Here is a 19,994-nt window from a genome sequence, read left to right as displayed (position 1 = left end):
CCTCCAGCTTGAACCCGCGGGGCCCCGGCAGAGGTCGACGCACCGGCTCCCGCGCGGCCGCCGGACGGACGACGGCCCTGTCGTCCGATCGGACGACCCACCGGACCACCGGACTACTCACCGGACCACCGGACTCCTGGACGACCCGCCGCACGGCCCCCTTGCGCCCCCGGACGCCGACCGCCGGGTTCACCGGGCCGACGTGCCCGACGTGCCCGACGCAGCCGGTCAGCCGACCGGGAACGGGAGCCGCGCCGCCAACGCGCCCAGCGCGGCCGCCTGCGCCGGGGTCGGCGTCCGGCGTCCGGTGCCGATCAGCAGCGCGTCCGCGTCGGTGAACGCCGCGGGGAACGCCGCGCCGACGACCCCTTCGAACAGCTCCCGCGCGCGCCCGAGCCCCTCGGCGGGGGGCGCCGCCGCCTTTGGGAGGTGCGCGACCAGGTCGAGATGGTGCAGGGACCATTCGAGGACGTACGCCGAGAGGTAGTCGCCCGCGGTGAGCACCTGGCCCTGGGTGCCGACCCGGCCCGTGGGATCGGCCAGCGCGGCGGCGCGCCCCGCGGCGGAACCGACGTCGTCGAGATGGAACTTGAGCAGCTCCGGCTGCTCGTAGGCGGCGGCCAGGCGGACGATGAGCGCGTCGAGCGGGTCGTCCCCGGTCGGGGGTTCGACGACCTGCCAGTAGGTCACCGCGTCCCGGGTCGGCTCCTCGGCGGTCGGGGTGGCCAGGGTGATCAGGACGTCCTGGGCGTCGACGACCAGATGGCACACCAGGTCCCGGACGAGCCAGCCGGCACAGCCGGACGGCCGGGCGAAGTCCTCGTCGGAGAGGTCGGCGACCGCGGTGAGCAGGGCCGACCAGGAGCGGGAGAAGAGATCCACGCCCGACAGCCAACACCACCTGCCGCCCGGTCGCGACCCAATTCGCGCGAGGGCGAGCCGTTGGCACGAGGGGACCCGTCCGTCGGCTCAGCCGTCGGCGATCGCGGCGTCTTCCTGCGGCTCGGCCAACTGCTCGCGCACGTAGTTCCACACCACCGCGATCAGCGCGGCGAGGGGGACGGCGAGCAGGCTGCCCACGATCCCGGACAGGCTGCCGCCCAGCGTCACCGCCAGCAGGATCACCGCCGCGTGCAGACCGAGGCCCCGGCTCTGGAGGATGGGCTGGAAGACGTTGCCCTCCAACTGCTGCACCACCACGATGATCGCGAGCACGATGAGCGCGTCCGTCAGACCGTTCGACACCAGGGCGATCAGCACGGCCACGAAGCCCGCGAACAGGGCGCCCACGATGGGCACGAACGCAGACACGAAGGTCAGCACCGCCAGGGGCAGCACCAGCGGCACGTCCAGGATCCACAGGCCGAGGCCGATGAACACGGCGTCGAGCAGTCCCACCAGGGCCTGCGACCGGACGAAGGAGCCCAGGGTCTCCCAGCCCCGCAGGGCGACGACCGGGACGTCGGTGGCCAGCCGACCGGGCAACTGGCGGGCCAGCCAGGGCAGGAACCGCGGCCCGTCCTTGAGGAAGAAGAACATCAGGAAGACGCCCAGAACGGCCGTGATCAGGCCGTTGACCACCACGCCCACGCCCGTCGCCACGGCGGTGGTGATGCTGCCGACGCTGTCCTGGATGCGTGCCACCGCTGAATCGACCGCACCGGTGATCTCGTCGTCACCGATGTTCAGCGGCGGCCCCGCGGCCCACTCGCGCAGCCGCTGGATGCCCTCGACCACGCCGTCGCTCAACTCGTCGGTCTGGGAGGACATCGGTACGGCGATCAGTGCCACGATACCCAGGACGACCAGCAGGAAGGCCACCGTCACCACCGCGGCGGCCAGGGCCGGACGCCACCCGTGCCGCCGCAGGAAGCGGGCCGAGGGCCAGGTCAACGTGGTCAGCAGCAGACCGACGAGCAGTGGCCACACCACCGACCACATACGGCCGAGGACCCACAGGGTCACCGCGAGCATGACGAGTATCAGCAGCAACTCGCCCGAGACGCGCGCGCTGGTGCGCAGCGCGGCCCGGGTCCTCGCCGCGCTCAATCCGGCAGACATGGGATCACCTTAAGGGGACGCCCGTACGATGGACCCACCAGTCCAATAATTCCGAGGTGTACGGCGTGCGCGGTGAGTTGACGGCCAAGGGCAGGGCGACACGGCGCCGCATCGTCGAGGGTGCCGCGGCGGTGCTGCGGGAGAGGGGCGTCGCGACGACGACCCTGGACGACATCATGGCGCGGACCGCCACCAGCAAGAGCCAGTTGTTCCACTACTTCCCCGCGGGCAAGGACGAACTGCTCGTCGAGGTGGCCCGGTTCGAGGCGGATCAGGTGCTGGAGGACCAGCAGCCCCAGCTCGGCCGCCTCGACTCGTGGGAGGCCTGGCAGGAATGGCGGGACGTCGTGATCGAGCGCTACGAGACGCAGGGCGACCAGTGCCCGCTCGGGTCGCTGTTCCTGCAGATCGGCCGCTCCACCCCGGGCACCCGCGCGATCGTGGTCGAGCTGCTGCGCCAGTGGCAGGAGAGCCTCGCGGCGGGCATCAGGTCGCTCCAGGCGTCCGGCAGGCTCCCCGCCGACCTCGATGTGGAGACCAGGGCGGCGGCGTTGCTGACGGCCATTCAGGGCGGCGTGTCCATCCTGCTCTCGACGGGGCGGTCCACCCATCTGCGGGCCGCCCTGGACCAGGGGATCGCGGACCTCCGGCACGCGGGCACCGCCGCGCGGTGACGCGGCACCGGCCGGGCCGGACGCCCGTCGGGGTCCGGATGTCCGTCCCGGTCCGGACGTGACGTGTGTCAGGCGGCGATGACGGCCGCCGCGGTACGCCCGCCGTCGACGTCGAGCACGGTGCCGTGCACGAACGAGGACTCGTCGCCGGCCAGGTAGACGGCCGCGCTCGCGATCGCCTCGGGCGTGCCCATCCGTCCCGCCGGCGTGCCCTTCATCATGACCTCGGCGGGGTGGACCTCGCCGGGCGGGGGCGTCTGCACCACACCCGGCGAGATGGCGTTCACCCGTACGCCGCGCGCCCCGAACTCCGCCGCCCACGCCCGCGTCAGGGTCTCCACGGCACCCTTGGTGGAGCTGTAGAGGGCGCCGACCGGGACGCCCAGGCGCGCGATCCAGGAGCCCAGGTTGATGATCGCCCCGCCCCCGGCCGCCGCCATGGCGGGTGCGAGGGCCGCGGTGAGGAAGAACGGGGCCTTGACGTTCACGGAGTAGACCCGGTCGAAGGTCTCCTCGTCGGTGTCGGTCGTGGTGCCGGGCGGATAGATCCCGGCATTGTTGACCAGCACGTCCACGCGTCCGCCCAGCACGCGGGCCGCCTCGCGGGCCAGCGCCCGTGAGGCGGCCGCGCTGCCGTCCAGGTCGGCGTGGACGAAGTCGGCCCGGCCGCCGGCTGCGCGGATGCCGTCGACGACCTCCCTGCCCCGTTCGGCGCTGCGCCCGGAGACGACCACATGGGCCCCCTCGGCGGCGAAGGCCTCCGCGATGGCCCGTCCGATGTTGCTGGTCGCCCCGGTCACCAGCGCGGTCCTGTCCGCAAGCCGCATCGACATGTCCTGCTCCTTGCCTGCCGTCTCACCCGTGTGCTTCTCCGTCGCCCCGGCCGGTCGGCGGCCGGGGCGCGGATGCCACTGTGCGGCGTGAAAAATGGACTGGCAAGTCCAGAAATGTGGGGTGCGGGTCGAGAGGCGTCCGGGGGCTGCGCCGCCGAGGATCGTCGGCCGCTGATCCGCCCCGGATCAGCTCTCCGGGACCTTGACCCAGTCGAGCGTGCGCTCCACCGCCATCTTCCAGCCCGCGTACCCCTCCGTGCGCCGCTCCTCGGACCACTGGGGCTCCCAGCGCCTGGACTCGCTCCAGTGGGTGCGCAGTTCGTCGGTGTCCCGCCAGAATCCGGTGGCCAGCCCCGCCGCGTAGGCCGCGCCGAGGGCGGTGGTCTCGGCGACGACCGGGCGGCTGACGGGGACGCCGAGGATGTCCGCCTGGATCTGCATGCACAGGTCGTTGGCGGTCACCCCGCCGTCGACCCTGAGCACGTCCAGGTGGACCGCGGAATCCTGCTCCATGGCCTCGACGACGTCGCGGCTCTGGTAGCAGATGGCCTCCAGCGTCGCCCGGGCCAGATGTGCGTTGTCGTTGTACCGGGCGAGGCCGACGATGGCGCCTCGCGCGTCGGAGCGCCAGTAAGGGGCGAACAGGCCGGAGAAGGCGGGGACGAAGTACATCCCGCCGTTGTCCTCGACCGTGCGGGCGAGTTCCTCGCTCTCGGCCGCGGTCTTGATGATCTTCATCTGGTCGCGCAGCCACTGCACCGCGGACCCGGTCACCGCGATGGAGCCCTCCAGCGCGTAGACCGGCGGGTTGTCGCCGAACTGGTAGGCCACCGTGGTCAGCAGGCCGTGCTGGGAGCGGACCAGTTCCGTGCCCGTGTTGAGGACCAGGAAGTTGCCGGTGCCGTAGGTGTTCTTGGCCTCGCCGGGCGAGAAGCAGACCTGTCCGACGGTCGCCGCGTGCTGGTCGCCCAGCACCCCCGTGATGGGCACGGCGGCGCGCAGCGGCCGGGAGGTCCGGGTCGTGCCGAACGCCTCGGGGTGCGAGGAGGGGTTGATGGTGGGCAGCATGCCGCGCGGGATGCCGAAGAAGCCCAGCAGCTCGTCGTCCCAGTCGAGCGTCTCCAGGTTCATCAGCATGGTGCGGCTGGCGTTGGTCACGTCGGTGGCGTGGATGCCGCCGTCGGGGCCGCCGGTGAGGTTCCACAGGACCCAGGAGTCGGTGTTGCCGAACACCGCGTGTCCCTGCTCCGCGGCCTCGCGGACGCCGTCGACGTTCTCCAGGATCCACTGGATCTTCCCGCCGGAGAAGTACGTCGCGGGCGGCAGCCCGGCCTTGCGGCGGATGACGTCGCCCCGGCCCGACCGCTCCAGGTTCGCCGCGATGGCGTCGGTGCGGGTGTCCTGCCACACGATGGCGTTGTAGTAGGGGCGGCCGGTGCGCGGGTCCCAGACCACCGTGGTCTCCCGCTGGTTGGTGATGCCGATGGCCGCCAGGTCCGTCCCCGACAGGCCGCCGTTGCGCAGCGCGTTCTGCATCACCGAGTTGGTGCGCTCCCAGATCTCCACCGGGTCGTGTTCGACCCACCCCGAGCGCGGGAGGATCTGCTCGTGCTCCAGCTGGTGTTTCGCGACCTCGTTGCCACCGTGGTCGAAGATCATGAACCGGGTGCTGGTGGTTCCCTGGTCCACCGCGCCGATGAAGTCCGCCATGTTTGCTCCGTCTCTCCGGCCGGTGTCGGTCCTGGTTCGGGCACCTCCTCGGACAGACTAAGGCGACTTCGGGCAAACCGCACATAAAGGACATGGCTGGCGTGCGGTGGCCGCCGGTGGAGGCCACCGCACGCCACCGGCCAAGGGTCAGGGAGCGATCGGCATCCGCCGCTTGTGGTCGGTCTGCCGGTAACGGGTGACGATCGTCTCGAACGCCTGCTCCTTCACCGGCTTGCCCTCCAGGAAGTCGTCGATCTCCTCGTAGGTGACTCCGAGGGCGTCCTCGTCGGCCTTGCCGGGGTCGAGGGTTTCCAGGTCGGCCGTCGGGACCTTCCGGACCAGCGCGGCGGGCGCACCCAGCGCGTCCCCGACCGCGCGCACCCGGCGCTTGGTGAGGCCGGTCAGCGGCACGAGGTCGGCGGCGCCGTCGCCGAACTTGGTGAAGAAGCCGGAGACCGCCTCCGCCGCGTGGTCGGTGCCGACCACCAGTCCGCCGTGCGCCCCGGCCACCGCGTACTGCGCGATCATGCGCTGGCGGGCCTTGATGTTGCCGTGCACGAAATCCTGGTGGTGGGGATCCCGGAAGGCCACGTCGGCGGCGAGCAGGGCGTCGAGCGCCGCGTCGCTCGCGGGCTTGATGTCCACGGTCAGCACCCGGTCGGGCCGGATGAAGGAGAGCGCCTGCTGGGCGTCGTCCTCGTCGGCCTGGACCCCGTGCGGCAGCCGCATCGCGTAGAAGTGCGCCTCGTGCCCGGCGGCGCGGGCCCGCTCCACGGCGAGCTGGCACAGCCTGCCCGCGGTGGTCGAGTCGACCCCGCCACTGATCCCGAGGACGAGGGCGCGCAGACCGGTCGAGGTCAGCCGCTCGGCGAGGAAGGCCACCCGGCGCTCGATCTCCCGTTCGGCGTCGAAGGTCTCCGCGACCTCCAGCTCCCGGGCGATCTCCTTCTGCAGGGCGATGGACGCCGGCTCGCTCAATTCCGCTCCTTGTTCGACGGGCAGGGTGTTCCTCGATTCACCCTACCCAGAGGCGGCCGGGGCACCGGACCAGCCACCGGATCCGTGGAGCGGGAGGTGCGGGGCGGCCGTCAGGAACCGCCCCGCACGGCTAGGGCCTGTCCGGCGGATCATGCCGCAGACGCGGGGTCTGGCACGCCCATCTGCGGCGTTGTCGTCACTCGCCGACGCTCCGCGTCGACTCCCTCCTCCGCCTTGCAGCTGCACGCACCAGACCCCGCTCACCAGCGCCGACGAAGTACCGCTTCTTTCCTGCGACCTGATCCGCCGGACAGGCCCTAGGGGTCAGTCCAGCGGTTCGATGCGGATGTCGCGGAACCGGACCTTGTTCCCGTGGTCCTGCAGCCGGATCGCCCCGGCGGCCGGTGTCTCGGCCCGGCCCGCCGCGGTGGGCCCGTCGAGGGCGACGTCGTCGTGGACCGTCCTGCCGTTCCACACCACCGTCACCCGCGCGTCGGCGGTCTTGGCGCCGTTCTCGTCGAAGCGCGCGGCACGGAAGACGATGTCGTACGTCTGCCAGGTCTCCGGGGCCGTCGCCGCGTTGGTGTCGGGTGCCTTCTTCAGATAGATCGCCCCGGCCTCGTTGGTGTCCAGGGTGGTGTCACCGTAGGAGTCGAGGATCTGCAGCTCGTAGCGGTCCTGGAGGTAGATGCCGCTGTTGCCGCGGTCCTGGCCGGTCACGTCGTCCGGCAGCAGCGGCACCCGGAACTCCACGTGCAGCTTGAAGTCCTGGTAGGCGTCCTTGGTGCGGATGTCGCCGCAGCACACCTCCATCGACCGCTCCTCGGTCAGCGGCCAGGCCACCTTCCTTCCGTCCGTGTGCTGCCACTGCTCCTGCGAGGCGGCGGTGCCGTCGAACAGGGCGACCGGGGCGCCGTGCGGGCGCACGGTGATCAGGTCGAGGTTGACGTGGCCGGTGTCGCCGGGGTCGTAGCGGTAGGAGACCGTGTTGTGGCCGGCGCGCAGCCGCACGCTCTCGGTGCGCGTGGACCAGGTGTCCCAGTCCCCGGTGGACGGGAGCTGTGTCTGGCGCACCTTCTTCCCGCCCGCGTACAGGGAGAGGGACTTGGTGCCCTCGAAGGGGTTGGGGCCGTTGGAGTAGCGCAGGCCCACGTCGTAGGTACCGGTCTTCGGGACGGTCACGTCGAAGGTCGTGGTGGCCTCGCCCTCGGTGGCGTAGCGGTCGACGAAGCCGCTGCCGGAGTAGCCGACGTGGTCGGTGTTGATGCCCGCCTTCCCCGTCAGCCGCGCCTCCTCGGCCTCGTACAGGGTCGCCGCCGGCGGCTGCTTGCCGGGCATCTCGTTGAGCGTGTACCAGGCCTCGGTGCTCCAGAGGGTCTCGCCGGAGGCCGAGGTGAAGGGGCGCGGGGAGCGCACGTGCACGACGCGGTCCGGCTTCAGGCCGTCCAGCCGCAGCCGCACGGTGCGGCCGTCGTCCGAGAGCGTCGCGGACCGCACGGCCAGCTCCTCCTCGGCGATCTTCGGGCCGCCGTAGTCGCCGGTCGGCGTGTAGCGCCACTGCTGGGCCTCGTAGCGGGAGGCCAGCTCCGCGGCCGTCTCCTCGGACACCGGCTGGGTGTACGTCAGGTCGAAGCCGCCGGGCACGGCCCGCATCTTCTGGACGTCGAAGGTGTTGCCGCCGTTCGGCGTCAGCTTCTGGAGGCCGAACTTCAGCTTGCCCTCCTGTCCCCAGTTCCCGTCGGCGCCCAGGCCGCCGGTGTAGATCGCGCCGTCGGGGCCCATGGAGACCCGGTTGACGCCCGCCTCCAGGCCCTGGGTGTAGCGGAAGACGGCGCCCTGGTACTGGCCCTTCACCTTCTCCAGGTAGGCGCGTTGGAGGCCGCCGTAGGTGACGTCGCCGATCAGCATCTGACCCGCGAACCTGCCCTTGGTGAGGTACAGCGGGGTGGAGGGCGAGTTGCCGATCTCGTTCTGCGGCAGCCACAGCACCGGCTCGGTGACGGGGGAGTCCTCGAAGGGCCCGGCGGGCTCGGTGTAGTGGTTGAAGAAGCGGTCCTGCTTGATCTGGACGAGCTTCGAGGCGGGCAGCCAGCCGCCCTGGTTGTCGGTGGCGAAGAGACTGCCGCCCGGTCCCCAGCCGATGCCGTTGGGCGTGCGCAGTCCGCCCGCGATCGGGCTGATCTTCCCGGTCTTCTTGCTGATCTTGTAGGTCGTCCCGCGGTTGGGCGCGGGCTGCGGGTCGGTGGTCGCGCCGCCGAGGTCGATGGCGACGGAGAGGTTCACGTAGAAGTAGCCGTCCCGGTAGAGCAGGCCGAACGCGAACTCGTGGAAGTTGCCGCCGTAGGGCCAGGTGGCCACCGTGCGGTACTCGTCGGTCACGTCGTCGCCGTCGCTGTCGACCAGCCGGGTCAGCTCGTGCTTCTGCGAGACGTAGAGCGAACCGTCCACGTACTTGATGCCCATCGGCTCGCGCAGCCCGCTCGCCACCTTCTCGACGGTCACCTGGTCGCGGCTGGTGTCGCCGGTGACGTTGTCCAGGAGGTACACCTCTCCGGCAACGTTGTCGGTGCCGCCCCAGGTGCTGATCGCCAGGCGCCCGTCGGGCAGCCAGTCCATGCCGGTGACCTGCGGTTCGAACCCCTCGGGGCGCAGGTCGGTGAGGTCGAGGTCGGGGCGCACGGAGGTGAGCGGCAGACCGTCGCCGGGGGTGTCGCGCCCGGCCTCGCACTCCTTGCGGCCCGGCGCCGTCACCCGGACGACCCCTGCGTCGGTGCTCAGCGCCTCGGTGGGTACGACGGTGAACCCGCTCTCGCCCGGCGGCATCCAGGACAGCTGCAGCTGCTGGCCTCCGCCGCGGTCGAAGTGGTCGATGCGCAGCGGGTGCGCTCCCGCGGTGAGTTCGACCGTGCCGTCCTTGGGCTCCGCTCCGTGCAGCCCGTCGTGGTCGATCACCGTGGCGTCGTCGAGGGTCAGCCGGGAGCCGTCGTCGCTGACGAGCCGGAACACATAGGTGCCGTCCCGCGGCGCCACCAGGTAACCGGACGCCTGGGAGACGAAGTTGTCGGCGATGCCGCCGAAGTCGGCGGTGGTGGACCAGTCGACCGTCGGCATCAGCTTGTCGTGGTTGGGGGTCTGGCCCGGCTTGAGGGTGCACAGCTCGTTCAGCGGCGTCTGGACGTCGAACACGCGCAGCGTGACGCCGGGTTCCTGCGGCGGGATGTCGGCGGGGGCCGCCGAGGACGCCGGGGCGGCCCAGGCGCCGCCGAGCGCGACGGCCGACGTCAGCAGGACGATGAGGTGTCTTCGGGCACGCGAGAACAGCCGTGGGTGCATGGGTCCTCCGGGTGGTGGGGACCGGACCGTGCCGGATGTCGCTCCGGTCTTGTGCGGCAGGACGGACGTTCCGCCGCCAAGGTAGGAGACTTCCGCTTGGCATGTCCATACTTTGTCATCAGTGTGTGCAAAGTTCTGGGCGTCAAGTCCCCCTCCGGGGCGGCACGTTCGCCCTCGGGGTCAGCGGCCCCTGCGCACCCGGGCCGCCGCGCGCGCCTCCGCGGCCTTGCGCGCCTCGACGGCCTTGCGGGACCCCTTCGCGGCACCGCCGGGGCGGGTGCCCATCCCGCGGAACGGGGCGTTGCCGCTCTCCTTGCCCTGCCCGGCCGGCGGGCGCTTCGCGCCGGTGAGGTCCGTCAGCTTCTGCTCGCCCGACCGCACCGGGGTCACCGTCGGCCGGATCCCGGCCTCGGACATCATCCGGTTCACCTCGCGCCGCTGGTCCGGGGTGACGAGCGTGACCACGCTCCCCGCCCGGCCGGCCCGCGCCGTACGCCCGCCGCGGTGCAGGTAGTCCTTGGCGTCGGCCGGCGGATCGACGTTGACGACGAGGTCGAGGTCGTCGATGTGGATGCCCCGCGCCGCGACGTTGGTGGCCACCAGCACGGTGACCCCGCCCTCGACGAACCGGGCGAGGGTGTGGGTGCGCTGCGGCTGCGACTTCCCGCTGTGCAGGGCGGCCGCGGACACCCCGGAGGCCCGCAGCTGCCGGGTGAACCGGTCGACCCCGGCCTTGGTGTCGAGGAACATCAGCACCCGGCCGTCGCGGGCGGCGATCTCGGTGGCGGTCGCGTACTTGTCGGCGGGGTGGACGGTCAGTACGTGGTGCTCCATCGTGCTCACCGAGGCCGACGCCGGGTCGACCGACACGGGGACCGGGTCGTGGAGGTGGTCCCGCACCAGCTGGTCGACGTCGCCGTCGAGGGTGGCCGAGAACAGGAGCCGCTGCCCGTCGGAGGGCACCTGGTCCAGGATCCCGGAGACCTGCGGCAGGAACCCCAGGTCGCACATCTGGTCCGCCTCGTCCAGCACCGTGATCCGCACCTGGTTCAGGTGGCAGTCCCGGCGGGAGACCAGGTCGGTCAGGCGGCCCGGCGTGGCGACGACCACTTCGGCGCCGTCGCGCAGCGCCTGGGTCTGCCGGTTGATCGACAGCCCGCCGACGACGGTGGTCAGGCGCACGTCCAGCGCCCGCGCGTACGGTGCCAGCGCGTCGCTCACCTGCTGGGCCAGCTCCCGGGTCGACACCAGGACGAGAGCCAGCGGCCGCTTCGACTCCGCGCGCCGGCCCGCGGTCCTGGCGAGCAGGGCGAGCCCGAAGGCCAGCGTCTTGCCGGAGCCGGTCCGCGCCCGGCCGAGGACGTCGCGCCCGGCCAGCGCCTCGGGCAGGGTCTCCGCCTGGATCGGGAACGGCTGCGTCACCCCGAGGGCGGTCATCGTCTCCACCAGCACGGGCGGCAGTCCGAGGCCGTCGAAGGATGCGGTCGGCTTCGCGTTCATGGGAGACCTTTCTGATCAGGCGCCCGGAACGCGACCGGGCCCGTACCCCTCGGTACGGACCCGGGCGCCTCAAAGCGTGCGCCCATTTTACCAGCGGGCGTCCCCGTGCCTCACGGCCCGACGGTCCGACCGCTCGGGGCCTGCTTCGACTCGACCCGGCCGAGCGGGTCCGGCCCGGCGGCCAGCGCGTCCCGTGCCGCCTGCCAGGCGGTGTCCTGCGGATACAGCGCGGAGCGCAGGTAGGCCCAGGTGAGCCGCTGCACCGCGGCCACCCGGCCGGGGTCCTCGTCGGTGGTCTCCGCGACGTCGTACCCGGCCACCCCGCCGAGCCCGTGCTCCGCGCCGAACAGGGTCAGCAGGGACTTGGGGCCGGGGGAGAGCGAGTAGGGGTCGGCGTGCCACCCGGGGCCGGACACCGTGAGGTGGGCGGAGTCGTCCTGGTCACCGGCGACGACGAGCGCGGGTGCGGCCATGCGGGAGAAGTCCGTGGTCAGGAAGAAGGGCATGTTCTCGGCTGCGGACTCGCTGAGGGCGTCGCCGCCCCGGCCGGGAGCGGCCAGCAGGACGCCCGCCCCGATCCGGGGCTCGGCCAGGTCCACCTCCGTGCCGTCGTCCGGATCGGTGAGCCGGGCGCCGAGCAGCAGGCTCGCGGTGTGTCCGCCCATCGAGTGCCCGGCGACCGCGACCCTGCTCCGGTCCAGTCGGCCGGAGAGCTGTGGGACGGCCTTCTCCAGGACGTCGAGCCCGTCGAGGACACGCGTCATGTCCTCGGCACGCGACCGCCAGAACAGGGGTGCTCCGGGGGTCCCGGGATCCAGTGCGAGCGTCCGCGAGCTGAGGTGGGTCGGCTGGATCACGACGAAGCCGTGTGCCGCCCAGTGGTTGGCGAGCGGGGCGTAGCCGTTCAGGGAGGAGAGGTGGTTCGAGTAGCCCTGGCCGTGGGAGAGCAGGACCACCGGCAGGCCGGTCCCGGTCACGGGCGCGGAGACCCGCACCTGGAGGTCCACGGGGCGCCCCGGGGCCGGGAGCACGACCGGGGCGACGGAGAGGACGGGAGCGGGCGGGGGGACGAAGTCGGTCGGGCGGGTCGGTGCGCTCATGATGCGTATGTCCGTTCGATGAATCGACGGCGGAGACGGCGAGGCCGTGCCGTTCGGGAGGGGGCGCGTCGGCGCGACGGAAGCGGGACGCTGTCCCGGTTAAATATACGGAACACTGTCCCGTTTGGTCAACGCGTGCTTCCCGAAGCCGGCGGTGACCCGCGCCGCGCCGCCCGCACCCGGCGATGGCTCCACCCGAGCAGGGCGAACAGCACGAAGCCCGAGATGATCAGACTCGCCCCGGTGGCCCATCCGGAGTACGGCAGCTCGGGCACGAGGCCCCAGGCCGCGCCGGCGGCGAGGAGGCCCAGCCCCACGAGCACGGAGCCGGCGATACGCCATCGGGAGGACACGCTCTCCTCGGCGGTACGCATCGCCCGGACGCGGACCGGGGCGACGAACCGGTCCAGCGCCGGAACGGCACGCGCCAGCAGCACCACCCCGGCGAAGACGAGCAGCAGGCCCGGCCCGGGCAGCACCAGCAGCGCGACGCCGATCAGCAGCAGGAGGGCACCGAGGACACCCAGGGCGGTGCGCCGGATCGACTCGACACCCCGCGCCATGGCGCCCCACTCTCCTGCGGTCGGCAAGGACTCCGGTTCCATCGGCGTGCCCAGCCTAGGCAGGGAACGGGGTGCGGGCGATTCCGGAGCGGGCGCGGACGCGGGGCCGGATGCGCGGCCGGTGAGGACCGGGTGCCGTCGTCCCGCGCGCCCGGCGGGAGAGGGGGCGCCGTTCGCGTCCGGCGGGAGGGGGGCGCCGTTCGCGTCCGTCAACGCCCGATGTGGGAGGGGTAGTTGCGTTTCGGCCCCATCGACGTGCGGGGGACTTCGCTGCTAGACCTGCACCACCCGTACCACCTGCACCCGCCTTCCATGGAGGAGCATGTGAGACCACGTCGCGCGGTCGTCCGGACCGCCTCGGCACTCGTCGCCGCCCTCGCCCTCACCGTCGGCCTCGGGGGCCCCGCCGTCGCGGCGCACGAGGCGGAGGCCGAATCGTCCGCCACCGGGAACGGCCCCGTCACGCACGAGGAGAACGACCGCGTCCCGGAGGGCTCGGTCTGGACCCAGCACTACTTCCCGTCCTCCGACCGCTCCGGCACCCGGCTGCACGCCGACGTCCTGCTGCCCGAAGGGCTGAAGCGGAAGGAGAAGGTGCCGGTCATCCTGTCGATCGGCCCGTACTTCGCCCACGCGGGCCAGACCGGTCCCGAGGGCTGGTCGCACACCGGGCCCTCCGCCCGCTTCCAGGACTTCATCGAGGGCACCGACCTGTTCGACCAGGGGTACGCCTTCGTCATGGTGGACCTGCGCGGCTTCGGCGGATCCACCGGCTGCCTGGACTGGGGCGGGCCCGGCGAACAGGCCGACGTGAAGGCCGCGGTCGACTGGGCCGCGAAGCAGCCCTGGTCCACCGGCGCGGTCGGCATGTACGGCAAGTCGTACGACGCCGTCACGGGCCTCATCGGCAACAACCTGGACCAGCGGGCGCTCAAGGCGGTCGTCGCGCAGGAACCCGTGTGGGACATGTACCAGTACATCTACTCCAACGGGGTGCCCCGCCCGAACGTGACCGGTACCGCCGGTGCCTACAACTCCATCGCCTCCATGCCTCCGATGGCCGACGACGACCCGCGGTACCAGGCCGCCGCCCGCTACGAGGAGACCCACCCGGAGTGCCTCACGGAGAACTCGGCCGGATACCGGATATCCGACCAGCGGGACGAGCACTGGACCTCCCGTGACCTCGCGAGGATGGCCCGGGGCAGCGACACCCCGCTGTTCGTCACCCAGGGCTTCGTCGAGAACAACACCAAGCCCGAGGAGATGGAGGAGTACCTCGACAACCACCGCGGCCCCGAGCGCGGCTGGCTCGGCCAGTGGGACCACGTGCGCGGCGGCGACCGCGTCGAGGACGGACGCCTGGCGATGGGCCGAGAGGGCTGGTACGACGAGACCCTCTCCTTCTACGACCAGTACCTGAAGGGGACCGGGCCGACGGTGCGTTACCCGGCCTACGCCGTCGAGGACTCCACCGGCGCCTGGCGGGCCCAGCGCACCTGGCCCGTCACCGAACGGACGGTCACGCTGCCGCTCGGCGGCGGCTCCTACGTGGACGACGGCGGGGCGTCCGCCCGCGCGGCCCTGACCGCGTCCGGCAGCCCGGCGCCGAAGGCTCCGCCGCAGCCGACCGGCAGGTGGGACATGGAGAACGCGCCCGCGACCGAGCAGCCGGCCCCGGCAGGGCTGGCCGCGGAACTGGCGAAGCGTCAGCGCACCGGTGAGGTCGCCTCCAGCTTCTTCGTGTGGTCGAAGCCGCTGAAGGGCGCCACGCGCGTCACCGGCACCCCGCAGGTGTCCCTGACGGCCCGCGGTGAGGGGAACGTCATGCTCAAGCTGTACGACGTCGCCCCGGACGGCACCGCGGTCATGTTCGACGAGCAGGTCTCCCTGGTGAAGTCCGGCCGGATGAGGGTCGACCTGAAGGCGACCGACTGGACCCTCGCCGCCGGGCACGTCCTGGCGGTGGAGATCGGTTCCATCCAGACCGGCTCCTGGCGCGACACGCCTTCCGGCGAGACCGCCGAGGTCAAGGGGGCCAGGCTCAGGCTGGCGCTGGACAACCCGGCCGACGACGTCGCCACCGCCGGTGACCGGTCGCCGTACCTGGACACGTATCTGCGCCAGTACACGGTGAGCCTGCCGGCCGGCCCGGGAACATTCTCGGTGGTTCCGGGCGGCCGGTCGTGACAAGCTGGGCTCCTGTTGTCCGAGCCCAGGAGGTCGCCATGACTGAAGAGTCTTCATCGCAAGCAGGTTCGGAACCGGCGGAGGCCGAAAGCACCGCCCTGACACCCGATGCCGACGGTCAGTACAACCTGAAGGACAAATTCCGCGAGGCGCTGGAGCGCAAGCGCGGCAAACAGGCGGAGGCCGCGGCCCTGGCCGCGAACGCCGATGTGGCGAAGATCCGGGGCACCCACGGTCCGGCCGCCAGCCAGCGGTCGTTCCGGCGCAAGAGCGGCTGAGGCCGCGCAGGACCCGTAACCCGGCAGGGCCCGACCGTGACGCCACGGTCGGGCCCTGCCCGTCATGGGTGTCCGGACGCGGAGCTCAGGGGCGGGCGGTCAGATAGCCGCCCATCGAGGTGAAGTACTCCGTCGCGGCCAACTCCCGCCCGTCCTCCGTCCGTACGCGCGTGATGGCGAGGCCGTGATTGCGGCCCCGGCGCGCGTCGGCCCCGGCGACGATCACCACGCCCTCGCCCTCGCGGTAGAAGACCCGGCCGGGCGTGCCGCCGTAGCGGCCCTCGGAGACCACCGCGGCGAGGATCTCCAGCCGCCTGCCCCGGTGGAAGGTGAAGGCGCTGGGGTACGGCTCGGACTGGGCCCGGACCAGTCGCTCCAGGTCCTCGGCGGGCCAGTTCCAGTCGATGCGGATGTCCTCGGCGGACCGCTTGTGGAAGAAGCTCGCCCGGGTCCGGTCCTGCTTGGTGAACTCCGTCTGCCCGGACGCGATGAGCCCGAGGGCGCCGACGGTGACCGGGGCGATGAGATCGACGGTCTTGTGGAACAGGTCGGTCGCGGTGTCCGCCGGGCCCACCGGCACCGCCTCCTGCCGGACGATGTCACCGGCGTCCAGCTCGTCGTTCATCATGTGCGCGGTGACGCCCACTTCGGTCTCGCCGTTGATCAGCGCCCAGATCAGCGGGGAGAACCCGGCGTACTTCGGCAGCAGCGAGTCGTGCACGTTGAGCGTGCCGTGGCGCGGGAGGCCGAAGATGCGCGGCGGGATCCAGGTCCGCCAGTTGTTGGCGACGATGATGTCCGGATCGGCGTCCTTGAGGCGCTCGAACAGCTCGTCGTCGTCCGGGCGGTTGCGGATCAGCACCGGGACGCCGTGCTCCTCGGCGAGGTCGGCGACGGAGTCGCTCCAGATCTTCTCGTACGCGTGCTCGCTCTTGGGGTGCGTGACCACCAGGACCACGTCGTGTTCGGAGTCCAGCAGGGCTCGCAGGGTGCGGTGGCCCCAGGTCTGGTAGCCGAACATGACGACCCGCATGGGGTTCCTCCTCAAGGCAGGGACTGACCCGGGCAGTTAAGCAAGGCTTACCTTAGTGTGCAACACCGCCTTGAGGCTCCCCAGTTGGCTCGAATCGGCCTCTGGTGTGCCCTATCGACAGCCGTATCTCATTAGCTTAGGCTCACCTAAGTTTCCGGCGCACGATGGGAGTGACATGTCACAGGTTCTTCCTGCTGACTCAACGCTGGTCCACGACCTCATTGGTATCGGCTTCGGACCGTCCAATGTCGCCATGGCGATCGCGATCCGCGAACACAACGCACAGGCCGGCGGGCAGGAGGAGCTCGACGCCCGCTTCTTCGAGCAGCAGCCGCGCTTCGGCTGGCACCGCGGCATGCTGATCGACGACGCGACCATGCAGGTGTCCTTCCTCAAGGACCTGGTGACCCTGCGCAATCCGGCCAGCCAGTACAGCTTCCTCTGCTACCTGCAGAGCAGGGGGCGGCTGATCGACTTCATCAACCACAAGAACCTCTTCCCGCTGCGGGTCGAGTTCCACGACTACTTCGAGTGGGCCGCGGCCAAGGTCGACGACCTGGTCTCCTACGGCCACGAGGTCGTCGGCGTCGCCCCCGTCGTCCGGGACGGCGTCGTGGACCACCTGGAGGTGACGGTGCGTTCGGGGGAGGGGCTCGAGGTCCACCGGGCGCGCAACCTCGTCGTCGGCACCGGGCTGCGCCCCCTCGTGCCGGAGGGCGTGGAGCGCGGCGACCGCGTCTGGCACAACTCCGAACTGCTGGCCAGGGTCGATGCGTTGGAGGGCACCTCGCCCTCCCGGTTCGTCGTCGTCGGTGCCGGGCAGAGCGCCGCCGAGAACGTCGCCTACCTGCACCGCCGCTTCCCCTCGGCCGAGGTCTGCGCGGTCTTCGCCCGCTACGGCTACAGCCCCGCCGACGACAGCGCGTTCGCCAACCGGATCTTCGACCCGGCGGCGGTCGACGACTACTTCACCGCGCCCGACGGCGTCAAACAGCGGCTGATGGACTACCACGGCAACACCAACTACTCCGTGGTGGACATCGACCTGATCGACGACCTGTACCGGCAGATGTACCGGGAGAAGGTCCTCGGCACCGAGCGGCTGCGCTTCCTCAACGTGTCCCGGCTCTCCGACGTCAAGGAGACACCGGACCGGGTGCGCGCCACCGTGACGTCGCTGGTCACCGGCGAGGAGAGCCACCTGGACGCCGACGTGGTGGTCCTCGCCACCGGCTACGGACCCGCCGACCCCCTCGGCCTGCTCGGCGGGGTCGCGGACCGCTGCCTGCGCGACGACGAGGGCCGGGTGCGCGTCGAGCGCGACTACCGCGTCGCCACCGACCCCGCCCTGCACTGCGGCATCTACCTCCAGGGCGGCACGGAGCACACCCACGGCATCACCTCGTCGCTGCTCTCCAACACCGCCGTCCGGGTCGGCGAGATCCTCGAGTCGCTCCTCGACCGGGGTCTCAAGTCCGCTTCCGACGAGGCCCGCACGGTCGCCGACGGGACCGGCACCGGCGCGCGTTAATGTACGGCGCTATGACCACGACCGAGGTGGAGCGTCCCGCGCCCGCTCCCAGAGGCCCGACAGAGGCGCGCCGGCGCCGTGTTGCCGGTCTGGGGCTGCTCGCGGCGCTCCTCCTCGTCGCCGCGGCGGCCTCGCTGGCCGTCGGAGCGCGTGCGCTCAGCCCCGCCGAGGTCTGGCACGGGCTGTTCGCGGCGCCCGAGTCCGACCAGCGCCTCACCGAGATCAGGCTCATCGTGCAGACCGTGCGGGTGCCCCGCACGGTCCTCGCCGTCGTGGCCGGCATCGCGCTGGGCGTCGGAGGGGCGCTGATCCAGGGGTACACACGCAACCCCATCGCCGACACGGGTCTCCTCGGCGTGAACTCCGGTGCCTCCTTCGCCGTCGTGTCGGGAATCGCCGCCTTCGGGTTCACCAGCCCGTTCCAGTACGTCTGGTTCGGCTTCGCGGGCGCGGCGGTCGCCGGCGTCGTCGTGTTCGGGCTGTCGAGCATCGGCCGGGGGGCGGGCAACCCGCTGACGCTCGCGCTGGCCGGGCAGGGGGTCACGGTCTTCCTCGCGGCGATGACCACGGCGGTCGCGCTCACGGACAAGGCCTCGCTGAACGCCCTGCGGTTCTGGAACGCGGGCTCGCTGACCGGGGTCGGCTTCGACGTCATCTGGCCCGTGTCCGCCTTCATCGCCGCCGGGCTGCTGCTGGCGCTGACCACGCTGCCCTCCGTCAACCTGCTCAACCTGGGCGACGACGTGGCACGGGGACTCGGGGTGAACATCGCGCTGACCCGCACCGTCGGCATCGTCGCCATCACCCTGCTGGCCGGGGCGGCGACGGCGGCCTGCGGCCCCATCGCGTTCCTCGGGCTCATGGTGGCCCACGTGGCGCGGTACCTGACCGGCCCGGACTACCGCTGGCTGGTGCCGTACGCCGGTCTGCTCGGGGCCGTGGTGCTGCTGGTCTGCGACATCGTGGGGCGCCTGGTCGTACGGCCGGGGGAGCTGGACGCCGGGGTCGTCGTCTCGCTCCTCGGCGCACCGTTCTTCGCCGTCCTGGTGTGGCGCGGGAAGTTCAAGAGCGCGTGAACGGGGCGGACGTGAAGGCGAACGGGGCGGATGCGGCGGTGGACGTGAAGGCGGACGTGCGGGCTTCGGTGGCGCCCGGTGTGCGGTTCGGCGGCCTGTCGTTCGTGTGGCGTCCCTGGATCGCGGGTGTCACCCTGCTGCTGGCGGTGGCGTGCTTCCTGGTGTTCTGCCTGTCCATCGGGGTCGGGGACTTTCCCATCGCCCTGCCCCGGGTCGTCGCCACCGTCTTCGGCGGGGGCGAGCAGGTCGACCGGTTCGTGATCATGGATCTGCGGATGCCCCGCGCGCTCGCCGGGCTCGTCGTGGGCGTCGCGCTCGGGGTGTCCGGCGCCCTCACCCAGTCGATCGCCCGCAATCCGCTGGCCAGCCCGGACGTCCTCGGCATCACCAGCGGCGCCGGAGCGGTCGCGGTGTTCCTGGTGACGGTGTCCGGCGGCGCCGCCACGGCCGTGGTCGACTCCGTGGGCCTGTCGGCGGCGGCGCTGGCGGGCGGCCTCGGCACCGGTCTGCTGGTGTACTTCATGGCGTGGCGCCGCGGGATCGACGGCTTCCGGCTCATCCTCATCGGCATCTCGGTGAACGCCGTGATGCAGGCGATCACGACGTGGCTGCTGGTCACCGCCGACATCAGGGACGTGGCCCGGGCCCAGGCGTGGCTGGTGGGCTCGCTGGACAACCGGTCGTGGAGCGAGGTCCACGTCGCGCTGTGGTGCACGCTCGTGCTGCTGGTCGTCGTGGCCTCGGTCGCCTTCCAGTTCAAGCCGCTGCACTTCGGCGACGAGGTCGCCGCCGGGCTCGGCGTCCGGTACGGGACGGTGCGCGCGGTCCTGCTGCTGTGCGCGGTGCTGCTGGCCGGTGTGGCGGTGAGCGCGGCAGGACCGGTGCCGTTCGTCGCGCTGGTGGCGCCGCAGGTGGCGATGCGGCTGGCCAGGTGCCCGACCCCGCCGCTGGTGGCCTCCGGCCTGGTGGGGGCGCTGCTGCTGACCGGCTCCGACCTTCTCGCGCGCACCGCCCTGCCCGTCTCGCTGCCGGTCGGCGTGGTCACCGCCGCCATCGGCGGACCCTTCCTCGTCTATCTGCTGGTGCGGGCGAACCGCAGATAGCTGGTACAAAGTAAGGCGAGCCTAATCGAGG

The 19,994-nt window shown here is 71.8% G+C and carries 16 protein-coding genes; 6 read left to right on the top strand and 10 right to left on the bottom strand.

Annotated elements, in window-relative coordinates; genetic code table 11:
* Positions 1 to 228: 228 nt before the first annotated feature.
* Positions 229 to 882, bottom strand: a complete 654-nt coding sequence (locus ACZ7MF_RS16830) for a maleylpyruvate isomerase N-terminal domain-containing protein (protein WP_471477559.1) — start codon at positions 880 to 882, stop codon at positions 229 to 231.
* 87 nt (positions 883 to 969) lie between these two features.
* Positions 970 to 2,061, bottom strand: coding sequence for an AI-2E family transporter (locus ACZ7MF_RS16825; RefSeq protein ID WP_471477558.1), 1,092 nt, complete (start codon positions 2,059 to 2,061; stop codon positions 970 to 972).
* A gap of 65 nt (positions 2,062 to 2,126) precedes the next feature.
* Between ACZ7MF_RS16825 and ACZ7MF_RS16820 the strand changes: the two genes are divergently transcribed.
* Positions 2,127 to 2,735: a TetR/AcrR family transcriptional regulator gene (locus tag ACZ7MF_RS16820; RefSeq protein WP_404795076.1), complete on the top strand. Its 609-nt coding sequence runs from the start codon at positions 2,127 to 2,129 to the stop codon at positions 2,733 to 2,735.
* Positions 2,736 to 2,803: 68 nt separating this feature from the next.
* Here the strand turns inward: ACZ7MF_RS16820 and ACZ7MF_RS16815 are convergent, their stop codons facing one another.
* From ACZ7MF_RS16815 to ACZ7MF_RS16785, 7 genes are all read right to left on the bottom strand, one after another.
* On the bottom strand, positions 2,804 to 3,568 hold the full coding sequence (locus tag ACZ7MF_RS16815) for an SDR family NAD(P)-dependent oxidoreductase (protein WP_471477557.1): 765 nt from the start codon (positions 3,566 to 3,568) through the stop codon (positions 2,804 to 2,806).
* A 186-nt stretch (positions 3,569 to 3,754) separates the two neighbouring features.
* Entirely contained in the window at positions 3,755 to 5,278 is a 1,524-nt protein-coding gene (gene glpK, locus ACZ7MF_RS16810) for a glycerol kinase GlpK (protein ID WP_471477556.1), read from the bottom strand.
* A 147-nt stretch (positions 5,279 to 5,425) separates the two neighbouring features.
* Positions 5,426 to 6,256 carry an ammonia-dependent NAD(+) synthetase gene (gene nadE, locus ACZ7MF_RS16805; protein ID WP_471477555.1) on the bottom strand — a complete coding sequence of 277 codons (831 nt, stop codon included), beginning with the start codon at positions 6,254 to 6,256 and terminating at the stop codon, positions 5,426 to 5,428.
* A 324-nt stretch (positions 6,257 to 6,580) separates the two neighbouring features.
* Positions 6,581 to 9,589, bottom strand: coding sequence for a 3-keto-alpha-glucoside-1,2-lyase-like domain-containing protein (locus ACZ7MF_RS16800; RefSeq protein ID WP_471477554.1), 3,009 nt, complete (start codon positions 9,587 to 9,589; stop codon positions 6,581 to 6,583).
* A 180-nt stretch (positions 9,590 to 9,769) separates the two neighbouring features.
* On the bottom strand, positions 9,770 to 11,089 hold the full coding sequence (locus ACZ7MF_RS16795) for a DEAD/DEAH box helicase (protein WP_471477553.1): 1,320 nt from the start codon (positions 11,087 to 11,089) through the stop codon (positions 9,770 to 9,772).
* Between the two features lie 110 nt (positions 11,090 to 11,199).
* Entirely contained in the window at positions 11,200 to 12,189 is a 990-nt protein-coding gene (locus tag ACZ7MF_RS16790) for an alpha/beta hydrolase family protein (protein WP_471477552.1), read from the bottom strand.
* Between the two features lie 128 nt (positions 12,190 to 12,317).
* A complete protein-coding gene (locus tag ACZ7MF_RS16785; protein WP_471478858.1) occupies positions 12,318 to 12,752 on the bottom strand; it encodes a PGPGW domain-containing protein in 435 nt (144 codons plus the stop codon).
* Between the two features lie 312 nt (positions 12,753 to 13,064).
* On the opposite strand from ACZ7MF_RS16785, the gene ACZ7MF_RS16780 reads away from it, so the two are divergent.
* Together ACZ7MF_RS16780 and ACZ7MF_RS16775 are read left to right on the top strand one after the other, a co-directional pair.
* Positions 13,065 to 14,942, top strand: a complete 1,878-nt coding sequence (locus ACZ7MF_RS16780; protein WP_471478856.1) for a CocE/NonD family hydrolase — start codon at positions 13,065 to 13,067, stop codon at positions 14,940 to 14,942.
* A 38-nt stretch (positions 14,943 to 14,980) separates the two neighbouring features.
* Entirely contained in the window at positions 14,981 to 15,220 is a 240-nt protein-coding gene (locus ACZ7MF_RS16775) for a DUF5302 domain-containing protein (RefSeq protein WP_109030963.1), read from the top strand.
* An 85-nt stretch (positions 15,221 to 15,305) separates the two neighbouring features.
* On the opposite strand, the gene ACZ7MF_RS16770 is transcribed toward ACZ7MF_RS16775, so the two are convergent.
* Positions 15,306 to 16,253, bottom strand: a complete 948-nt coding sequence (locus ACZ7MF_RS16770) for a methionyl-tRNA formyltransferase (RefSeq protein ID WP_471477551.1) — start codon at positions 16,251 to 16,253, stop codon at positions 15,306 to 15,308.
* 175 nt (positions 16,254 to 16,428) lie between these two features.
* On the opposite strand from ACZ7MF_RS16770, the gene ACZ7MF_RS16765 reads away from it, so the two are divergent.
* Genes ACZ7MF_RS16765 through ACZ7MF_RS16755 form a run of 3 tightly spaced genes read left to right on the top strand, consistent with a single transcriptional unit; the run spans position 16,429 to position 19,963 of the window.
* The gene (locus ACZ7MF_RS16765) at positions 16,429 to 17,784 is read left to right on the top strand and encodes a lysine N(6)-hydroxylase/L-ornithine N(5)-oxygenase family protein (protein ID WP_471477550.1); all 1,356 of its coding nucleotides are present in this window, start codon (positions 16,429 to 16,431) and stop codon (positions 17,782 to 17,784) included.
* 11 nt (positions 17,785 to 17,795) lie between these two features.
* Complete coding sequence (locus ACZ7MF_RS16760; protein ID WP_471477549.1) at positions 17,796 to 18,860, top strand: FecCD family ABC transporter permease; 1,065 nt, start codon at positions 17,796 to 17,798, stop codon at positions 18,858 to 18,860.
* Positions 18,857 to 19,963 (top strand): FecCD family ABC transporter permease, encoded by a 1,107-nt coding sequence (locus ACZ7MF_RS16755; RefSeq protein ID WP_471477548.1) that lies wholly within the window; start codon positions 18,857 to 18,859, stop codon positions 19,961 to 19,963. Before ACZ7MF_RS16760 ends, ACZ7MF_RS16755 begins: the two co-directional genes overlap by 4 nt.
* Positions 19,964 to 19,994: the final 31 nt, after the last annotated feature.

It is taken from the genome of Streptomyces sp. NPDC111628, from assembly GCF_055635195.1.
Note: the sequence above shows the minus strand (reverse complement) of the source record. Positions and strands in the feature narration are given on the sequence as shown.

What these genes read in the sequence shown, in the direction of transcription:
- glpK (WP_471477556.1), bottom strand. Translation starts at nt 5,278, where the DNA reads ATGGCGGACTTCATCGGCGCGGTGGACCAGGGAACCACCAGCACCCGG.
- ACZ7MF_RS16800 (WP_471477554.1), bottom strand. Translation starts at nt 9,589, where the DNA reads ATGCACCCACGGCTGTTCTCGCGTGCCCGAAGACACCTCATCGTCCTG.
- ACZ7MF_RS16815 (WP_471477557.1), bottom strand. Translation starts at nt 3,568, where the DNA reads ATGTCGATGCGGCTTGCGGACAGGACCGCGCTGGTGACCGGGGCGACC.
- ACZ7MF_RS16795 (WP_471477553.1), bottom strand. Translation starts at nt 11,089, where the DNA reads ATGAACGCGAAGCCGACCGCATCCTTCGACGGCCTCGGACTGCCGCCC.
- ACZ7MF_RS16785 (WP_471478858.1), bottom strand. Translation starts at nt 12,752, where the DNA reads ATGGCGCGGGGTGTCGAGTCGATCCGGCGCACCGCCCTGGGTGTCCTC.
- ACZ7MF_RS16765 (WP_471477550.1), top strand. Translation starts at nt 16,429, where the DNA reads ATGTCACAGGTTCTTCCTGCTGACTCAACGCTGGTCCACGACCTCATT.
- ACZ7MF_RS16825 (WP_471477558.1), bottom strand. Translation starts at nt 2,061, where the DNA reads ATGTCTGCCGGATTGAGCGCGGCGAGGACCCGGGCCGCGCTGCGCACC.
- ACZ7MF_RS16770 (WP_471477551.1), bottom strand. Translation starts at nt 16,253, where the DNA reads ATGCGGGTCGTCATGTTCGGCTACCAGACCTGGGGCCACCGCACCCTG.
- ACZ7MF_RS16760 (WP_471477549.1), top strand. Translation starts at nt 17,796, where the DNA reads ATGACCACGACCGAGGTGGAGCGTCCCGCGCCCGCTCCCAGAGGCCCG.
- ACZ7MF_RS16775 (WP_109030963.1), top strand. Translation starts at nt 14,981, where the DNA reads ATGACTGAAGAGTCTTCATCGCAAGCAGGTTCGGAACCGGCGGAGGCC.
- ACZ7MF_RS16790 (WP_471477552.1), bottom strand. Translation starts at nt 12,189, where the DNA reads ATGAGCGCACCGACCCGCCCGACCGACTTCGTCCCCCCGCCCGCTCCC.
- ACZ7MF_RS16780 (WP_471478856.1), top strand. Translation starts at nt 13,065, where the DNA reads ATGGAGGAGCATGTGAGACCACGTCGCGCGGTCGTCCGGACCGCCTCG.